Source organism: Pseudomonas viridiflava (genome assembly GCF_900184295.1).
In the GTDB taxonomy this organism is placed as follows: domain Bacteria; phylum Pseudomonadota; class Gammaproteobacteria; order Pseudomonadales; family Pseudomonadaceae; genus Aquipseudomonas; species Aquipseudomonas viridiflava.
Genome location: NZ_LT855380.1, coordinates 4,735,018 through 4,752,705 on the forward strand (window position 1 = coordinate 4,735,018; position 17,688 = coordinate 4,752,705).

Genomic DNA, 17,688 nt, shown 5'->3' on the forward strand with positions numbered 1-17,688 from the left:
AGCTGCCAGGTCAGTCACCTGATCGGACGCGGAGCGTCCTGAGAGGCGTGCCCACGCCTGCGCGTGGGCACGAACAACACCGTTACAAATGACTCTCTGCGTACTCGGCCAATATCGAGCGAGGCACACCCTGCAGGGTGATGTGCACGCCGTTGGGGAAGTCCTTGAAGCGCTCCGTCAGGTAGGTCAGCCCGGAGCTGGTAGCTGACAGATAAGGGGTGTCGATCTGCGCCAGGTTGCCCAGGCAGACCACTTTGGAACCGGCACCGGCACGGGTGATGATGGTTTTCATCTGGTGCGGCGTCAGGTTCTGGCACTCGTCGATCAGGATCAGACTCTGTTGGAAGCTGCGACCTCGGATGTAGTTGAGGGATTTGAACTGCAACGGCACCTTGCTGAGGATGTAGTCGACGCTGCCATGGGTGCTTTCGTCATCCATATGCAAGGCTTCGAGGTTGTCGGTGATCGCGCCGAGCCACGGCTCCATTTTTTCCGCTTCGGTACCCGGCAGGAAGCCGATTTCCTGATCAAGACCCTGCACGCTGCGGGTCGCGATGATGCGGCGATAGCGCTTGGTGACCATGGTTTGCTCGATGGCAGCGGCCAGGGCCAGAATGGTTTTACCCGAACCGGCAGCACCGGAGAGGTTGACCAAGTGGATGTCCGGATCCAGCAGGGCAAACAATGCAAGCCCCTGATAGATGTCCCGCGGCTTCAGGCCCCAGGCCTCCTGATGCATCAGCGGCTCCTGATGCATATCCAGAATCAGCAGCTCGTCATTCTTGACGCCCTTGATCCAGCCGACGAAGCCCTGTTCGTCGACAATGAACTCATTGATATGGACCGCAGGCAGCGTTTCGTTCAATTGCACACGGTGCCAGGTGCGCCCCCGCTCCTGACGAGTATCGACCTTGTTGACCCTGTCCCAGAACGAACCGGTCATATCATGGTAGCCACGGGACAACAGCGAGACGTCGTCCACCAACTGGTCGGTACTGTAATCCTCGGCTTCGATACCGCACGCGCGGGCCTTGAGGCGCATGTTGATGTCTTTGGTCACCAGCACCACGCTCAAGTCCTTGTTGCGCGCGTGCAGGTCGATCAATTGGTTGATGATGATGTTGTCGTTCAGATGCTCGGGAAGCAGGCTGTTGGGCTCCTCGCGCTTGCTCATCAGGATCGACAGAAAGCCTTTGAAGACGCCAGTACCGCGATCGATCGGCACACCCTTCTCGACTTCTTCGGGTGACGCTTCGCCCAGCGTCTTGTCGATCAGGCGGATCGCCTGTCGGCATTCGGCGGCTACCGAGTGTTTACCTGCCTTGAGTTTGTCCAGTTCCTCCAGAACGGTCATGGGGATGGCGACGTGGTGCTCTTCGAAATTCAGCAGTGCGTTTGGATCATGGATCAATACATTGGTATCGAGCACGTAAAGGATTGGCTGGTTAGTGGAGGGGGTGCGTCCGTGATCATCCATACTCGCTCACCTTTGTAGTAGCCAGGCGACGCAGAACCACAACAGCACTGCGCCACGAAAAGGCCGCCGGTTTTCTTCCCTTCAGGCAGGGTAGAAGTGTTGCTCAAGGTGGGTCTTGGGAGACGCCACCTGTGTTGCAGGTTTCGGCGGTCTGTATTCGTAATACAGCAAAAGGGATGACAGAAAAAAGCTCTTTGACAGTTTTTTGAAGTTTATTTCACAGGATGACGAATAGCGCTTGGCGGACGTTCTCAGCGCGTTTACAGTCGGAAGTCAGCTACAGTCGATTTGCCCGTCATTCCCCTTCAGCTGCCTCTTCGCCACCCTCCTCCAGCCCTTGTTCCACGGGTGTTTCATACAGATTCCGGCAGTCATCCCAGATCAGTTCGCTTTGCGCGGTATTGGCCATCAACAGCGGCAATGCCGACTGCGCCCGGTTGGCCGAGTCATGGAACACCACCGTGCCCCGTCGCCAGAGCAGCATGAGCGTCAACACGCGATCACCCACCTGATCGGCAGTCAGCCGACCGGTTGCATCCTGAGCGTCGATATTCCAAAGCGATACCCGCAGATGCTGCGAGCGGAAATAGTCGCCGCTGTCGGCACGGCGATGGCCATAAGGCGGCCGGAACAGCGGCACGAAATTGTCTGGAAGTATCTGCTGCACCAGCGCCGAGCTGCGTTGAATCGAATCCTGCCAATCGAGCCACTGGCTGTGCGAGCGGTATTCCCAGCCCTGAATCCCCACGCACTGCTGGCGGTACAACGCCTGCAGACTGGCAGCGGACGTGCTGTCGAGACGGTCCTGCAGGCTCTTGCCCAATACATGGAAGGTCGCGGTCATTTTCTGCTGGCGCATGAAGTCGGCCAACCAATCCGTGGCACCGTCGACGGCGCTCGGCCCACTGTCGAAGTCGAGTCTGAACGTGCGGTCGGGCATCTCGTCGCCGCTCATCTCATCGGAGTTGTAACGCTCGATCTCGCTGCTGGTCTGCGGAAACAGCGCAGCCAGGAACAGCAGTTCATTGAGGTAGCGCTGATGGAAGACAGCACTGGGTCTCGCCCAGGCAGCATAAAAGGAGTCATCGGCGACCTGATATTCCTCGGCGCGCTGACGCAGCTGATCCATGTCTTCGACCAGCACACAGAAGTTGGCATCATCCACACAGCTTTTCTGGGCGGCCTGATAGTTTTCCAGCAGGCGCGACCACAGACGATGGCGAACCACGTTCAACGACGAGACGTTGACGTAGCGCAGGCCGAGGCGCTGCCTGAGCCCCTCCTCGTCCAGCTTTTCACTCAGGTACAGTTGATGGGCGAACGCCAGGATCTCTGCGCGTGACGCGACATCGAACAACGCCGGCGTTTCCAGACGCTCGGGCCAGACACTGCGATCCATGGTGGCGATGACCGGAGCGGCTGCCTGGGCCTGACCCCACAACAGACACGCGCAAACTGCTAAAACGATACGCAAACCCAATGTCCTCTCTGTCGACTGTCGCGTCATGACCAGCGCGCCACTATAGCTGATATACGTCTGCCCCTTATGTCGACGCACATACAAAGCCGACGCGTGAAACGCCATTGCCCCACACACGAATGTCAAACCTGTCTCTATCGCCACCATAGCTGGAGTCGCGCGCCATCAGCCCCTAGAATCCCCCGACGATCAAAGGAGACGACTTCATGCTGATGGTGATTTCCCCAGCGAAAACACTCGATTTCGAAACACCGCCTACCACCGAGCGTTTTACCCAGCCGCAGTACTTGGACCATTCTCAGGAATTGATCAGCCAGCTTCGCGAACTTGCGCCCGCGCAGATTGCGGAATTGATGCACCTGTCCGACAAGCTGGCCGGGCTCAACGCGGCACGCTTCGGCAGCTGGACGCCTGACTTCACGCCCGAGAACGCCAAGCAGGCGCTGCTCGCGTTCAAGGGTGATGTGTATACGGGACTGCAGGCAGAAACACTCAGTGAAGATCAGCTCGACTATGCGCAGAAACACCTGCGCATGCTCTCCGGCCTTTATGGCCTGCTGCGCCCCCTGGACCTGATGCAGCCCTATCGCCTGGAAATGGGTACACGACTGGCCAACGCCCGTGGCAAGGATCTTTATGCCTTCTGGGGTACGCGCATCAGCGAATGGTTGAATGAAGCACTCGCCGATCAGGGCGACGACCTGCTGCTCAATCTGGCCTCGACCGAGTACTTTTCGGCGGTCAAGCGTTCGGGGCTCAATGCCAGGATCATCGACACCGAGTTCAAGGACCTGAAAAACGGGCAGTACAAGATCATCAGCTTCTATGCCAAGAAGGCGCGCGGCATGATGAGCCGGTTTGTGATCGAGGAACGCATCGACAGCCCTGAAGCGCTTAGAGCGTTCGATGTTCAGGGATATCGTTATAACGCAGAACTATCCACCCCCTCCAAGTTGGTCTTTCTGCGCGACAGCCCAGAGGACTAATGGCGTCAAAGTTGTGCAGCGCTACGCCGCTGTACAACTTGATACGCCTATCTCTCCTGCCAGGCGACGGCTTTATGACGCCACTTAAACGTCAACTAGTGTCTCGCTTGTCCGACAAGAAAATTTTCTCAAAAAATAAACAATTTTTTTACGTGATGGCGCTTTAGTCTTAAACAGTAATGGCACTTTTATATCAGGTGACATCTAACCCCTGTTTATAAGGGACTTCACCCTTGTGCGCCATCAGTATGCAACTACCCATGTCACAAGATTGATACATCAAAATCTCCCAAACAGGACGAGTGGCCCGGAACTAAATGGGAAACCTTACGCTCCTACATCCCGTAACAATTCTCGGCCACTCTGTAGGAGATCACCTACAGCGAAGCGAGGACAAAGGGAAGTTACCCGCAGGCAGTCCTTTTCCACGGGAAGAGGCTGCAGGTACCGAAATTAAAACTCATATCACTAGTTGAAGTAGGTAGACAGGCGAAGCACCGGACCGGTGTGGCGCGCAGGACTCGACGAAACAGCCAAGGCTCTGGCCAAAGGCTTTCAGCTCCTGATCCGCCGTCGATCGCTATACATGGAGTGGTTTACTGCATCCAAGAGAGCAGGGCCCCGCCCGGAAGGACAGGTCACCTGCCGCTTGTACTTAGTGTCATTTGGGTTCGCCTCGCTTGTTTGGGCACTCACTCTTAAATATGCCTGCGTTAGTTAGATGGCCTTACACGCTGTCACGACTCGCGTGTGACATCTGCTGGCCAAAAATTAATATCCAGCCAACTTATGGCGTGAAAATCGAGGAGAGTACGATGCGTATCAGCATCTTTGGTTTGGGTTATGTCGGTGCAGTCTGTGCCGGTTGCCTTTCTGCACGGGGTCATGAAGTTGTCGGTGTGGATATTTCCAGCACCAAGATCGACCTGATCAATAACGGCAAATCGCCCATCGTTGAACCGGGTCTTGAAGACCTGCTGGCGCAAGGTATTCGTACGGGCAAACTGCGTGGCACCACGGACTTCTCCGAGGCTATTCGCGCCACCGATCTGTCGATGATCTGCGTCGGTACACCGAGCAAGAAAAACGGCGACCTGGAACTCGACTTCATCGAATCCGTGTGCCGCGAAATCGGTTACGTACTGCGTGACAAGACTTCCCGTCACACCATCGTGGTCCGCAGCACCGTACTGCCGGGCACCGTTGCCAATGTCGTCATCCCGATTCTGGAAGACTGCTCCGGCAAGAAAGCGGGCGTTGACTTCGGCGTTGCCGTAAACCCTGAGTTCCTGCGTGAAAGCACCGCGATCAAGGACTACGACCTGCCACCGATGACCGTCATCGGCGAGTTCGACAAGGCTTCGGGCGACGTTCTGCAATCGCTGTACGAAGAACTGGACGCACCGATCATCCGCAAGGACATCGCCGTTGCCGAAATGATCAAGTACACCTGCAACGTGTGGCACGCCACCAAAGTCACCTTCGCCAACGAAATCGGCAACATTGCCAAGGCCGTCGGCGTCGATGGCCGTGAAGTGATGGACGTTGTCTGCCAGGACAAGGCACTGAACCTGTCCCAGTACTACATGCGCCCAGGCTTCGCATTCGGTGGTTCCTGCCTGCCGAAGGACGTGCGCGCCCTGACCTACCGCGCCAGCACGCTGGACGTTGAAGCGCCTCTGCTCAACTCCCTGATGCGCAGCAACGTTTCCCAGGTGCAGAACGCCTTCGACATGGTCGCCAGCTACGACAGCCGCAAGGTTGCACTGCTGGGTCTGAGCTTCAAGGCCGGCACCGACGACCTGCGCGAAAGCCCGCTGGTAGAGCTGGCCGAAATGCTGATCGGCAAGGGCTTCGACCTGAGCATCTTCGACAGCAACGTTGAATACGCACGTGTTCACGGCGCCAACAAAGACTACATCGAATCGAAAATCCCGCACGTTTCCTCGCTGCTGAATTCCGACTTCGATCAGGTCGTCAACGACTCTGACATCATCATCCTGGGCAACCGCGACGAGCGCTTCCGCGTACTCGCCGACAAGACCCCTGAAGGCAAGCGCGTCATCGACCTGGTGGGCTTCATGTCCAAGGCCACCAGTGAAGATGGCCGTGCCGAAGGTATCTGCTGGTAAATCAGCCGCAAGCCACAAGCGCCAAGCTCCAGGCCACTCGTTCAAGCACTGCTTGGGCCTGGGGCTTGAGGCTTGCAACTGACTTAGGGATACAGATTATGCAGAGGCTAAAACACGGCCTTTTACAGGCCGCCGGTTGGCTGTTTTATCTCAGTTTATTAATGGGTATTGCCACGGCATTGCCCACCAGTATCTTCGACTCACAGTCGAAGAACTTTATCTTTCTGATTGGCGCCGTGGGTATCTGGCGTTATTCGATGGGTATTACGCACTTTGTGCGCGGGATGATCTTTCTGTACATCGTTTATCCGCACTTGCGCCGCAAGGTTCAAAAGTTGGGTAAGGCTGCAGATCCGTCCCATGTGTTCCTGATGGTCACCAGCTTTCGTATCGACGCGCTGACCACCGCTCAGGTGTACAGCTCGGTCATTCGTGAAGCGATCAATTGCGGTCTGCCGACCACCATCGTCTGCTCGCTGGTGGAAATGTCCGATGAGCTGCTGGTCAAGGCGATGTGGGCCCGTCTCAACCCGCCGGACCGCGTGAAGCTGGACTTCGTGCGCATCCCTGGCACCGGCAAGCGTGACGGTCTGGCCTACGGTTTCCGTGCCATTTCCCGCCACCTTCCGGATGAGCGCGCGGTGGTTGCGGTGATCGATGGTGACACCGTTCTGAATGAAGGCGTCGTGGCCAAGACCGTGCCGTGGTTTCAGCTGTTCGACAACGTCGGCGGCCTGACCACCAACGAGTTCTGTGAAGTGCGCGGCGGTTACATCATGAGCGAGTGGCACAAGCTGCGTTTCGCTCAGCGTCACATCAACATGTGCTCGATGGCCCTGTCCAAGCGCGTTCTGACCATGACCGGTCGTATGTCGGTCTTCCGCGCCACCGTGGTCACCGACCCCGAGTTCATCGCCGACGTGGAAAGCGACTCGCTCAACCACTGGCGTCTGGGCACGTTCCGGTTCCTGACCGGCGACGACAAATCCAGCTGGTTCAGCCTGATGCGCCTTGGATACGACACTTTCTACGTGCCGGATGCCGCGATCAACACGGTCGAGCACCCGCCCGAGAAGAGTTTCCTCAAGGCCAGCCGCAAGCTGATGTACCGCTGGTACGGCAACAACCTGCGTCAGAACTCGCGTGCGCTGGGCCTGGGTGTTCGTCGCCTTGGCCTGTTCACCAGTGTGGTGCTGTTCGACCAGCGTGTATCGATGTGGACCTCCATCCTCGGTCTGACGGTCGCCATCATCGCCAGCTTCAAGTACGGCGGAGCCTTTCTGCTGATGTACCTGCTGTGGATCGGCATGACCCGCCTGATCCTCACGCTGCTGTTGTCCTTCTCGGGACACAGGATCGGCCCTGCGTACCCCCTGATTCTCTATTACAACCAGATCGTCGGCGCCCTGATGAAGATCTACGTCTTCTTCCGCCTGGACCGCCAGTCCTGGACGCGCCAGGACACCAAACTCAGCCGCGACATGGCCAGCTTTCAGGGTTGGTTCAACACGTGGTCGTCCCGAACCATGACTTTCTCGGCTGGCACCATCTTCGTCGCCGTGCTGTTGACGATGGTTTGACCGGGCCAACGGATTAATCGCTTAAGTAGGAAAATTAGCCATGAATACAGCCGTGAATGCGAACGTCGTACATGAATCCGAAGCCCAGCGCCAACACGCCCGGGTCAAGATCCCTGCCAAGCTGCGCCTGCTGAATGATCAGCCGAACGCCCCGCTGGTGCGCATCGAAGACCTGTCGGCCGGCGGCCTGAGCTTCATCGCCCCGCAGGGTCAGCGCTACACCGCAGGTGAGGTCATCAAGGGCCGCCTGCAGTTTTTGATCGACAACCTCGGTCTGGCCATGGACGTGGAAATGCAGGTCCGTTCGGTGGACAACGCCAGCGGCCGTGTCGGTTGCCAGTTCCAGAATCTGGAAGCCCAGGACATCGCCACACTGCGCCACCTGATCACCTCGCACCTGTCCGGCGACATCGTCAGCCTGGGCGAAGTGCTGGCAACCCTGCAGCGCGACAACTTCACCAAGGCGCGCAAGGTCAAGGGCAACGACGGCGGCATGAGCGCCATGGGTCGCCTGCGTGCAGTCACCTTCAGCCTCGGCATCTTCATCGTCGGTCTGGCAGCGTTCGGTTTCATCTTCAAGACCATCTACGGCCTGTACTTCGTCAGCCACGCCTCGGCCGGTCTGGTCTCGATCCCGAGCATGGACATCACCATGCCGCGCGAAGGCACCGTGCAGAGCCTGGTTCAGCCGAACGGCGAAACCACCAAAGGCGCACCACTGGCCAGCTTCAACACCAGCATGCTGGAAATGCTCAAAGGCAGCCTGACCGGTGAAGACCTGCAGCCTGCGAAAATCGAAGAGCTGTATGGCAAGCAGATGAGCGGCACCCTGACCAGCCCATGTGACTGCGTCGTGGCTCGCCAACTGGTCGCCGACGGTCAGTACGCCAGCAAGGGTCAGGTGATCTTCCAACTGGTGCCACGCAATGCGCCGGCCACTGTTGAAGCACGCTTCACCTATCGCCAGTTCAACGACGTCAAGCCGGGCACCCGTGTCAGCTTCCAGGTTGCAGGCGAAAACAAACTGCGCACTGGCGAGATCGTCAGCAGCACCAACCTGAGCGACACCGACCTGTCCACCGACATCCGTGTGCAGATCAAGCCTGACGAAAGCCTGAGCAGCTCGCTCGCCGGCCGTCCTGTCGAAGTGGTCAGTGATCGCGGTCCATCCGTGAACTGGCTGATCGACAAAGCCGTGGCCGCGGGTCTGTAATCATGAGCAGCCCATTACGACGCCTGTCGACCCCCACGCTATTGAGCCTCGCCGTCGCGCTCGGCCTGAGCGGCTGTGCCGGCCTGCCTGACCAACGTCTTGCCAATGAAGCCTTGAAAAACGGCGACACTGCATTGGCGGAGCAGAACTATCGGCAGCTGGCGGACCTGGGCTACAGCGATGCACAGGTTGGCCTGGCTGATATCCAGGTCAACACCCGCGACCCTGCCCTGCTCAAGCAGGCGGAAGCCACTTACCGTGCGGCCGCCGAGACTTCGCCACGGGCGCAATCGCGCCTGGGCCGTCTGCTGGCCGCCAAGCCGGACGCCACCGACGCCGAACGCCACGAAGCCGAAACGCTGCTGAAGAAAGCCTTCGCCAATGGTGAGTCCGGCACGCTGGTCCCGCTGGCCATGCTCTATCTGCAATACCCGCACACCTTCCCGGACGTGAATGCGCAGCAGAAGATCAGCCAGTGGCGCGCTGCCGGTTATCCGGAAGCAGGTCTGGCCCAGGTGCTGCTGTATCGCACCCAGGGCACCTACGCCGAGCATCTGGATGAAGTGGAAAGCATCTGCAAGCAGGCGCTGAACACCACTGACATCTGCTACGTCGAACTGGCCACCGTCTACCAGACGCGTGGTCAGGCCGAGCCGCAGGCTGCCTTGATCGAACGCCTGAAAAGCGAACACGCCGCTGGCCGCATCAGCGCTCAGCGCGTGGACAGCGTGGCACGCGTACTGGGCGACTCGACCATCGGCACGCCAGACGAAAAGACTGCCCAGCAATTGCTGGAAGGCATCGCGCCGGGCTATCCCGCTTCGTGGGTCACCCTGGCCAAGCTGCTTTACGACTTCCCCGAACTGGGCGACGTCAACAAGATGATGGAGTACCTGGAAAACGGCCGCGCAGCCGACCAGCCACGCGCCGAGCTGCTGCTGGGTCGCCTGTACTACGAAGGCAAATGGGTCACGCCCGACGCCTTCAAGGCCGAAGCGCACTTGAAGAAAGCCGCAGCGACGGAAATCTCCGCCCATTACTACCTGGGTCAGATCTACCGCCGCGGCTACCTCGGTCAGGTCTATCCGCAGAAAGCCGTGGACGAGCTGTTGACCGCCGCCCGTGGTGGCCAGAACAGCGCCGACTTCGCCCTCGCGCAACTGTTCTCCCAAGGCAAGGGCACCAAACCTGACCCGGTCAATGCCTGGGTATTCGCCCAACTGGCACTGACCAGCGAAACACCGCAGGCCACTGAGCTGGCCCAGCAACTGAGCACCACACTGCCGCCTGAAAAGCTCGCCGGCGCCAAGGATCTGTTGGCACGTGAGCAAAAAGTCCGGGGCGCAGCCGCCAACCAGAGCGTGATGGCGATGCAGGCCCTGCAAGAAGAAAAAGACGGTGAGGAAGCACTATGAAGTTGAATCCCCTAATGGCCGCCGGCGTGGGCCTTGGCTTCAGCCTGCTGTGGGCGTGCCCGACACTGGCTGCCCTGACCGAACAACAGAACTTCGGTCTGGAAGTGAAAGCCACCGGCCAACTTGAAGACGACCGTGATCTGGGCACCCGTTCGGGCGGCGACGTCAGCGGTCTGGGCCTGGACCTGCGTCCATGGGTCTACGGCGAGCGCGGCAACTGGAGCGGTTACGCCATGGGCCAGGTGGTCACCGCCACCGACACTATTCAGACCGACCCGCTGGAGCAATCCACCGGCGCAGGCGACGGCCAGACTCAAGTGTCCCGTGGCACGGCCAGCGAGCGCGAAGTCGACAAATCCTACCTGGCACTGCGCGAATTCTGGATCGGCTACAGCGGTTTCACGCCCTACCCCGGCGAGATCCTGAAAGTCGGTCGTCAGCGTCTGCGCAATGACGACGGCCAGTGGCACGACACCAATATCGAAGCCATCAACTGGACTTTCGACACCACACTGCTGCGTGCCGAAGTGGGCGCTGCACAACGTTTCAGCGAATACCGCACCGACCTGACCGAACTGGCCCCCGACGATGAAGATCGCCAGCACCTGTTCGGTTCGGCCAGCTACCAGTGGACTCCGGGTCACTGGGCAGGCGTACGTGCGCACTACAGCCACGACGACGGCAAGCTCAAGGATCAGGGTCAGGAACTGGACGACCTGGACAAGACCTCCAACGGCGATCTGACCTGGCTGGGTCTGCAGGCTGACAGCGATGCCTACAACTACCGCAACACTAATCAGCTCAACTACTGGGGCAGCCTGACCTGGCTCAACGGCGACCGTGACGAGATCCGCGTCAACGGCGTGAATGACCAGTACTTTGCAGGCGAGAAGAACAGCCGCGACATGAACGGCTGGGCCACAGACCTGGGCCTGCGTCTGCGTCTGGACCCTCAGTGGCAAGTCGGTGCGGCCTACTCGCGCGCCAGCAAGGATTACGTTCAGAACGGCCTGGAAAGCAACCGTTCGAACTGGACCGGCACCCGCTCGCGTATCCATCGCTTCGGTGAAGCCTTCCAGGGCGAAATGGCCAACGTGGAAACCGGCTCGCTGTTCGCTTCCTGGCAGATGAACGAGGAATACGACGCCTCGCTGATCTACCACAAGTTCCGCCGTGTAGACGGCAACACCGGCATCGGTGGCTCGGGTATCAACGCTGTTCGCGAGAACGGCGACAGCAATACCTTCAGCTCGCTGCCGCTGGAAGACGGTCGCAAGGATCTGGGTCAGGAAATGGATCTGGTCGTGACCAAGTACTTCAAACAGGGTCTGTTGCCAGCCTCGCTGAGCCAGTCCTTCGACGAACCGTCGGCTCTGGTGCGCTTGCGTGCCGGCGTCTTCAAGCCCGGCGACGCGTACCACAACGGCGTGGATGAATACATGCACCGCGCCATTGTCGACGTCATCTGGCGCTTCTGATGCGAACCGCCAAAGGAGTGCCACAGATGAACAGTCAAGCAAGCAACGGGCGTAGCCGCACCTGGCCACACGCCCTGCTGGAAAGCGCCGTGCTGAGCAGCGCGCTGCTGATGGCCAGTGGTGCCGCACTGGCCAACGCGCCTGTCACCCCCGAGGCGCCGAAGGCGGTGGTCAAGGAGCTGCAACAGGCCAAGACCTATACCATCACCAGCCCGCCGACCGCGCCGCTGGAAATGGCCAAGCCGGTCCTGCCCGACCTCAGCGGCTACACCGCCGAGGCGGCACTGAAAAAGATCGTTCGCAACAAGCCGGGCAAGATCACTGTTGCCCGGATGATGGAAGAAACCGGCCTGAAGGAATTCATCGGCGGCGACAACAAGATGGCTGAATGGGTGGCCCGTCAGAAGGGTATCCCGCAAGCGATCATGATTTCCGACGGCTACGTGAACCTTCAGGACCTGGTCAAGAAGGTGCCCAAGCAGTTTCTGAATGAAGTGTCGCCGGGCGTCTACGTGGCGCGTCTGCCGATCCTGGTCAAGGAAACCGGCATCTTCGAGATCGACAGCAAGACCAGGGAATTGCGTCTGTCTCAGGAGAAAGGCTCGTTCATCGTCAGCGAAGGTAAGATGCTGATCACCCACACTCAGGTCAACGCCTGGAGTGAGACCCGCAACAGCCTGGCGACCTATCGCAAGCCTGACGAGTTTCGCCCGTTCGTGCTGACCTGGGGTGGCTCGGAAACCTGGATCGCCAACACCAAAATGGCGAGCATGGGCTATGACCAGAGCAAGTCCTACGGCATCAGTATTTCCCAGTACACGCCGAACACCGCGAAGATCCTCAAGCGTGCCGAACCGACCGGCTGGATCATTGATTCGGAATTCTCGGACATGTGGTACGGCTTCTACTGCTACGAGACGCGTGATTTCGTGGTCAAGGGCAACACCTACCGCGACAACATCGTCTACGGCATTGACCCGCACGACCGTTCCCACGGTCTGATCATCGCCGAGAACGACGTCTACGGGACCAAGAAGAAGCACGGGATCATCATTTCCCGGGAAGTCGACAACAGCTTCATCTTCCGCAACAAGAGCCATGACAACAAGTTGTCCGGCGTGGTTCTGGACCGTAACAGCGTCGGCAACATCGTCGCCTACAACGAGATCTATCAGAACCACACCGACGGTATCACCCTGTACGAAAGCGGCAACAACCTGCTGTGGGGCAACCGTGTGATTGCCAACCGCCGCCACGGTATCCGTGTGCGTAACAGCGTGAACATCAAGCTGTACGAAAACATCGCCACCGGTAACGGGCTGATGGGCGTTTACGGTCACATCAAGGACCTGAGCGATACCGACCGCGACATCGAGCTCGATCCGTTCGACGCTCAGGTGTCGCTGATCATGGTCGGCGGCGAACTGGCCAGCAACGGCTCCGGCCCGCTGTCCATCGACTCGCCCCTGAGTGTCGAGCTGTATCGCGTCTCGATGCTGGCCCCGACCAAGGAAGTCGGCATCAGCCTCAACGGCATCCTGGGCGAGCGCCAGAACGAGATCCTCGACCTGCTGGTACGCCAGAAAAAAGCCGTATTGATCGACCCCGTCGAAAGCCAGACCGAGCTGCGGGAATGAGGAAGGGTATTGTTATGCACGCACATTTGATCAAGCTGTTGAGCCTGTCCAGCCTCACTGCTGCGCTGATGGCCGCAGCCGGTGTCGCTCGGGCCGACGACTCGCAGGCGCCGACCTTTACCGCCGAGCCCTGCTGCAGCCTGTGCCCGGCTGCGCACGACGCGAAGAACTACACCACTCGCTATCAGCAGAACTTCACCACGCTGGTACAGGCCGAAGGCGACTGGCTGTTCCGTACCCAGGAAGACCTGCGTACCGAATTCGACACCACGCCTGCCGGCTACCGCCGCATGAAAGAACTGCATGACGCGTTCAAGAGCAAGGGGGTCGAGCTGGTGGTGGTCTATCAGCCGACGCGCGGCCTGGTGGATCGCAACAAACTGTTCCCGGCCGAACGCGACAAGTACGACTACGACAAGGCGCTGAAAAACTATCAGGCCATGCTCGGTCGCTTCAGCAAGATGGGCTATTGGGTGCCTGACCTGTCACCGCTCACCAACGAGCAGCAGGCGCACGACTTCTACTTCCGCGGCGACCAGCACTGGACGCCTTATGGCGCACAACGCACGGCGAAGATCGTGGCCGAGACCGTCAAGAAAGTCCCGGGCTACGCGGACATTCCCAAGCGTGAGTTCGAAAGCCACATCTCTGGACGCATGGGCAAGACCGGCACCCTGCACAACATGGCAGGCCAGTTGTGCGGCACCAGCTACGCGATCCAGTACATGGACCAGTTCAGCACCGAGCCGAAAGGCGAAGCCGGTGACGGCGATCTGTTCGGCGATTCCGGCAACCCGGAAATCACCCTGGTCGGCACCAGCCACAGTGGCAAGAACTACAACTTCGGCGGCTTCCTGCAGGAATACCTCAGCGCGGACGTGCTGAACGTGGCGTTCCCCGGCGGTGGTCTGGAAGGTTCGATGTTGCAGTACCTGGGCAGCGAAGACTTCCAGAAGCGTCCGCCGAAAATTCTCATCTGGGAATTCTCGCCGCTGTATCGCCTCGATCAGGAAACCATCTATCGCCAGATGATGGCACTGCTGGACAACGGTTGCGAAGGCAAGCCGGCGGTCATGAGCGCCAGCACCACCCTGAAGCCGGGCAACAACGAAGTGCTGGTCAACGGCAAGAACGGCATCAAGGACATTCGTAACGGCAGCAACCAGATCGATATCCGCTTCGACGACACCTCCGTGAAAGTCCTTCAGGCCAGGCTCTGGTACATGAACGGTCGTCACGAAGACCTGAAAATCGAAAAACCGGAAACATCTGACACCGATGGACGCTTCGCCTTTGAATTGCGCGAAGACGAGGACTGGGCTGATCAGCAGTTGCTGGCCCTCGAAATCCAGGGACCGGAAGCAGGAGCAGAACCACAGAAAGTCGAAGCGAAAGTATGCAAACGCAACGTGTTCCCGAGCGCTGCGAAACACACCGCTCAAGCCGGACTATGAGGTGACTTATGCAGACTCCGAAACTGATACGCCCTACCCTGCTGTCGATGGCAATCCTGTCATCGATGGCCTGGGCCATGGGTGCATCCGCAGCCGCGACACTGGTCCCACCCAAGGGTTATGACGCACCGATCGAAAAAATGAAGACCGGTGATCACAACTTTACCTGTGATGCCATTCCCAAGCCGTACACCGACAAATTGGTGTTTCGCAGCAAGTACGAAGGCTCTGACAAGGCTCGCGCCACGCTGAACCTGAAATCCGAAGAAGCCTTTCGCGATGCGACCAAGGACATCACCACCCTTGAACGCGGCGTCAGCAAAGTCGTGATGCAGTACATGCGTGACGGTCGTCCCGAGCAGCTCGACTGCGCGTTGAACATGATGACCACATGGGCCAAGGCCGATGCGCTTGAATCCCGCGAGTTCAACCACACCGGCAAGTCGATGCGCAAATGGGCGCTGGGCAGCATGTCATCGGCGTACCTGCGGTTGAAATTCTCCGAGTCCAAACCGCTGGCAAACCGTCAGCAGGACGCGCAGATCATCGAAGCCTGGTTCAGCAAACTGGCTGATCAGGTCGTCAGCGACTGGAGCAATCTGCCGCTGGAAAAAATCAACAACCACTCGTACTGGGCCGCCTGGTCGGTGATGGCAACGGCTGTCGCGACCAATCGTCAGGACCTGTTCGACTGGGCAGTGAAGGAATTCAAGGTTGCCGCCAATCAGGTGGACAAGGACGGTTTCCTGCCGAACGAAATGAAGCGCCGTCAACGCGCCCTCTCGTACCACAACTATGCCCTGCCGCCACTGGCCATGATCGCCAGCTTTGCCCAGGCCAATGGTGTGGATCTGCGTCCGGAAAACAACGGCGCCTTGAAGCGACTGGCTGATCGCGTGCTGGCCGGGGTGAAGGATCCTTCGATGTTTGCCGAGCACAACGGCGAAAAACAGGACATGACGGACCTGAAGAAGGACCCGAAATTCGCCTGGCTGGAACCGTTCTGCGCGCTCTACACCTGCAACGCCGAAACGCTTGAAGAGAAACATGAAAAGCAGCCGTTCAAGACGTTCCGTCTGGGCGGCGACCTGACCAAGGTCTACGACCCGTCCCATGAAAAAGGCGACAAGGACGGTTCCTGATTCGGTGACGTAATGCTTTGAATGGCGGGAGCTGATTTATCGGCTCCCTCAGTGATTCACCCCCCTGTTTTCGATGGGGGGTTTGGGGGGGCTTTGGGCCCTTGAATGTTGGACAAACGGAGAGATAAGGATGGTTTTCTCATCCAACGTGTTCCTGTTCCTGTTCTTGCCGATCTTCCTCGGCTTGTACTACCTGAGCGGGCAACGCTATCGCAATCTGCTGCTGCTGATCGCCAGCTACATCTTCTACGCCTGGTGGCGTGTGGACTTCCTGGCGCTGTTCATCGGCGTCACGGTCTGGAACTACTGGATCGGCCTTCAGGTGGGCGCAGCAGGCGTGCGGACCAAACCGGCACAGCGCTGGCTGCTGCTCGGCGTGGTCGTGGACCTCGGCATTCTGGGCTATTTCAAATACGCGAACTTCGGCGTGGACAGCATCAACGCGGCCATGACCTCCATGGGTCTGGAACCGTTCATCCTGACGCACGTACTGTTGCCGATCGGTATCTCGTTCTACGTGTTCGAGTCCATCAGCTACATCATCGACGTGTATCGCGGCGACACCCCGGCAACCCGCAACCTGATCGATTTTGCGGCGTTCGTGGCGATCTTCCCGCACCTGATCGCAGGTCCCGTGTTGCGCTTCCGCGACCTGGCCGACCAGTTCAACAACCGCACGCACACACTGGACAAGTTCTCCGAAGGCGCCACGCGCTTCATGCAGGGCTTCATCAAGAAAGTGTTCATCGCCGACACCCTCGCGGTCGTGGCGGATCACTGCTTCGCCCTGCAGAGCCCGACCACAGGCGATGCCTGGCTCGGCGCACTGGCGTACACCGCACAGCTGTATTTCGACTTCTCCGGTTACAGCGACATGGCTATCGGCCTGGGTCTGATGATGGGTTTCCGCTTCATGGAAAACTTCAAGCAGCCCTACATCAGCCAGTCGATCACCGAGTTCTGGCGTCGCTGGCACATCAGCCTGTCCACCTGGCTGCGTGACTACCTGTACATCACCCTGGGCGGCAACCGTGGCGGCAAGTTCGCGACCTACCGCAACCTGTTCCTGACCATGCTGCTGGGCGGTCTCTGGCACGGCGCCAACGTCACCTACATCATCTGGGGTGCCTGGCACGGCATGTGGCTGGCAATCGAGAAAGCGCTGGGCATCAACACCAAGCCTTACAGCTTCAACGTGATCCGCTGGGCACTGACTTTCCTGCTGGTGGTGATTGGCTGGGTGATCTTCCGCGCAGAAAACCTGCACGTGGCGGGCCGCATGTACGGCGCCATGTTCAGCTTCGGCGAATGGCAACTGTCCGAGCTCAACCGTGCAAGCCTCACTGGCCTGCAAGTGGCGACGCTGGTTCTGGCCTACGCAACCCTGGCGTTCTTCGGTCTGCGTGACTTCTACCAGAACCGTCAGGCCGACGATGGCAAGAGCGCCAAGGCCGACGGCCCTGCGACTGCGCAACCGGGCACCATCAAGGCCGTTCCTGGCGACGCGCCCGGCAGCCTGCATCTGCCTGGCTACACCGTGGGCAGCGAAGCGCAGGTGCAACCGGCCTACTGGGTTGCCGACTGGCCCCGCTACGCCATGCGCGCACTGATCCTGCTGCTGTTCGTTGCTTCGATTCTCAAACTTTCGGCGCAGAGCTTCTCGCCGTTCCTTTACTTCCAGTTCTGAGGAGCCT

Annotated in this window: 12 protein-coding genes; 10 read left to right on the plus strand and 2 right to left on the minus strand. The window is 59.1% G+C overall.

Translation table 11 applies throughout. The features are described from left to right. Nucleotides 1-82: 82 nt before the first annotated feature. Both CFBP1590_RS21315 and CFBP1590_RS21320 read right to left on the minus strand, forming a co-directional pair. The gene (locus CFBP1590_RS21315; RefSeq protein WP_004886223.1) at nt 83-1,477 is read right to left on the minus strand and encodes a PhoH family protein; all 1,395 of its coding nucleotides are present in this window, start codon (nt 1,475-1,477) and stop codon (nt 83-85) included. A gap of 295 nt (nt 1,478-1,772) precedes the next feature. Continuing rightward, the gene (locus tag CFBP1590_RS21320; RefSeq protein WP_088235871.1) at nt 1,773-2,951 is read right to left on the minus strand and encodes a polysaccharide deacetylase family protein; all 1,179 of its coding nucleotides are present in this window, start codon (nt 2,949-2,951) and stop codon (nt 1,773-1,775) included. Nucleotides 2,952-3,163: 212 nt separating this feature from the next. On the opposite strand from CFBP1590_RS21320, the gene yaaA reads away from it, so the two are divergent. The 10 genes from yaaA (at nt 3,164) to CFBP1590_RS21370 (ending at nt 17,681) form a co-directional block, all read left to right on the plus strand. After that, complete coding sequence (gene yaaA, locus CFBP1590_RS21325) at nt 3,164-3,943, plus strand: peroxide stress protein YaaA (protein ID WP_029242290.1); 780 nt, start codon at nt 3,164-3,166, stop codon at nt 3,941-3,943. Nucleotides 3,944-4,758: 815 nt separating this feature from the next. Continuing rightward, complete coding sequence (locus CFBP1590_RS21330; RefSeq protein WP_004886229.1) at nt 4,759-6,075, plus strand: nucleotide sugar dehydrogenase; 1,317 nt, start codon at nt 4,759-4,761, stop codon at nt 6,073-6,075. A 98-nt stretch (nt 6,076-6,173) separates the two neighbouring features. Next, nucleotides 6,174-7,655 carry a mannuronan synthase gene (gene alg8, locus CFBP1590_RS21335; protein ID WP_025994639.1) on the plus strand — a complete coding sequence of 494 codons (1,482 nt, stop codon included), beginning with the start codon at nt 6,174-6,176 and terminating at the stop codon, nt 7,653-7,655. A 40-nt stretch (nt 7,656-7,695) separates the two neighbouring features. Then, a complete protein-coding gene (locus CFBP1590_RS21340; protein WP_004886234.1) occupies nt 7,696-8,868 on the plus strand; it encodes an alginate biosynthesis protein Alg44 in 1,173 nt (390 codons plus the stop codon). 2 nt (nt 8,869-8,870) lie between these two features. Beyond that, nucleotides 8,871-10,283, plus strand: coding sequence for an alginate biosynthesis TPR repeat lipoprotein AlgK (algK, locus tag CFBP1590_RS21345; protein ID WP_029242288.1), 1,413 nt, complete (start codon nt 8,871-8,873; stop codon nt 10,281-10,283). Beyond that, nucleotides 10,280-11,761: an alginate export family protein gene (locus CFBP1590_RS21350; protein ID WP_004886241.1), complete on the plus strand. Its 1,482-nt coding sequence runs from the start codon at nt 10,280-10,282 to the stop codon at nt 11,759-11,761. The genes algK and CFBP1590_RS21350 overlap by 4 nt, the downstream gene beginning before the upstream one ends. Nucleotides 11,762-11,787: 26 nt before the next feature. Further along, nucleotides 11,788-13,398: a mannuronan 5-epimerase AlgG gene (gene algG, locus CFBP1590_RS21355; protein WP_025994637.1), complete on the plus strand. Its 1,611-nt coding sequence runs from the start codon at nt 11,788-11,790 to the stop codon at nt 13,396-13,398. Between the two features lie 14 nt (nt 13,399-13,412). Beyond that, complete coding sequence (locus CFBP1590_RS21360) at nt 13,413-14,852, plus strand: alginate O-acetyltransferase AlgX-related protein (protein ID WP_004886247.1); 1,440 nt, start codon at nt 13,413-13,415, stop codon at nt 14,850-14,852. An 8-nt stretch (nt 14,853-14,860) separates the two neighbouring features. Next, nucleotides 14,861-15,994 (plus strand): mannuronate-specific alginate lyase, encoded by a 1,134-nt coding sequence (locus tag CFBP1590_RS21365; protein WP_004886251.1) that lies wholly within the window; start codon nt 14,861-14,863, stop codon nt 15,992-15,994. Between the two features lie 130 nt (nt 15,995-16,124). Next, complete coding sequence (locus CFBP1590_RS21370) at nt 16,125-17,681, plus strand: MBOAT family O-acyltransferase (protein ID WP_088235872.1); 1,557 nt, start codon at nt 16,125-16,127, stop codon at nt 17,679-17,681. The last annotated feature ends 7 nt before the right edge of the window (nt 17,682-17,688 follow it).

Coding starts and splice junctions, on each gene's coding strand:
- CFBP1590_RS21315 (WP_004886223.1), bottom strand. CDS start 1,477: ATGGATGATCACGGACGCACCCCCTCCACTAACCAGCCAATCCTTTAC.
- yaaA (WP_029242290.1), top strand. CDS start 3,164: ATGCTGATGGTGATTTCCCCAGCGAAAACACTCGATTTCGAAACACCG.
- CFBP1590_RS21330 (WP_004886229.1), top strand. CDS start 4,759: ATGCGTATCAGCATCTTTGGTTTGGGTTATGTCGGTGCAGTCTGTGCC.
- alg8 (WP_025994639.1), top strand. CDS start 6,174: ATGCAGAGGCTAAAACACGGCCTTTTACAGGCCGCCGGTTGGCTGTTT.
- CFBP1590_RS21340 (WP_004886234.1), top strand. CDS start 7,696: ATGAATACAGCCGTGAATGCGAACGTCGTACATGAATCCGAAGCCCAG.
- algK (WP_029242288.1), top strand. CDS start 8,871: ATGAGCAGCCCATTACGACGCCTGTCGACCCCCACGCTATTGAGCCTC.
- CFBP1590_RS21350 (WP_004886241.1), top strand. CDS start 10,280: ATGAAGTTGAATCCCCTAATGGCCGCCGGCGTGGGCCTTGGCTTCAGC.
- algG (WP_025994637.1), top strand. CDS start 11,788: ATGAACAGTCAAGCAAGCAACGGGCGTAGCCGCACCTGGCCACACGCC.
- CFBP1590_RS21360 (WP_004886247.1), top strand. CDS start 13,413: ATGCACGCACATTTGATCAAGCTGTTGAGCCTGTCCAGCCTCACTGCT.
- CFBP1590_RS21365 (WP_004886251.1), top strand. CDS start 14,861: ATGCAGACTCCGAAACTGATACGCCCTACCCTGCTGTCGATGGCAATC.
- CFBP1590_RS21370 (WP_088235872.1), top strand. CDS start 16,125: ATGGTTTTCTCATCCAACGTGTTCCTGTTCCTGTTCTTGCCGATCTTC.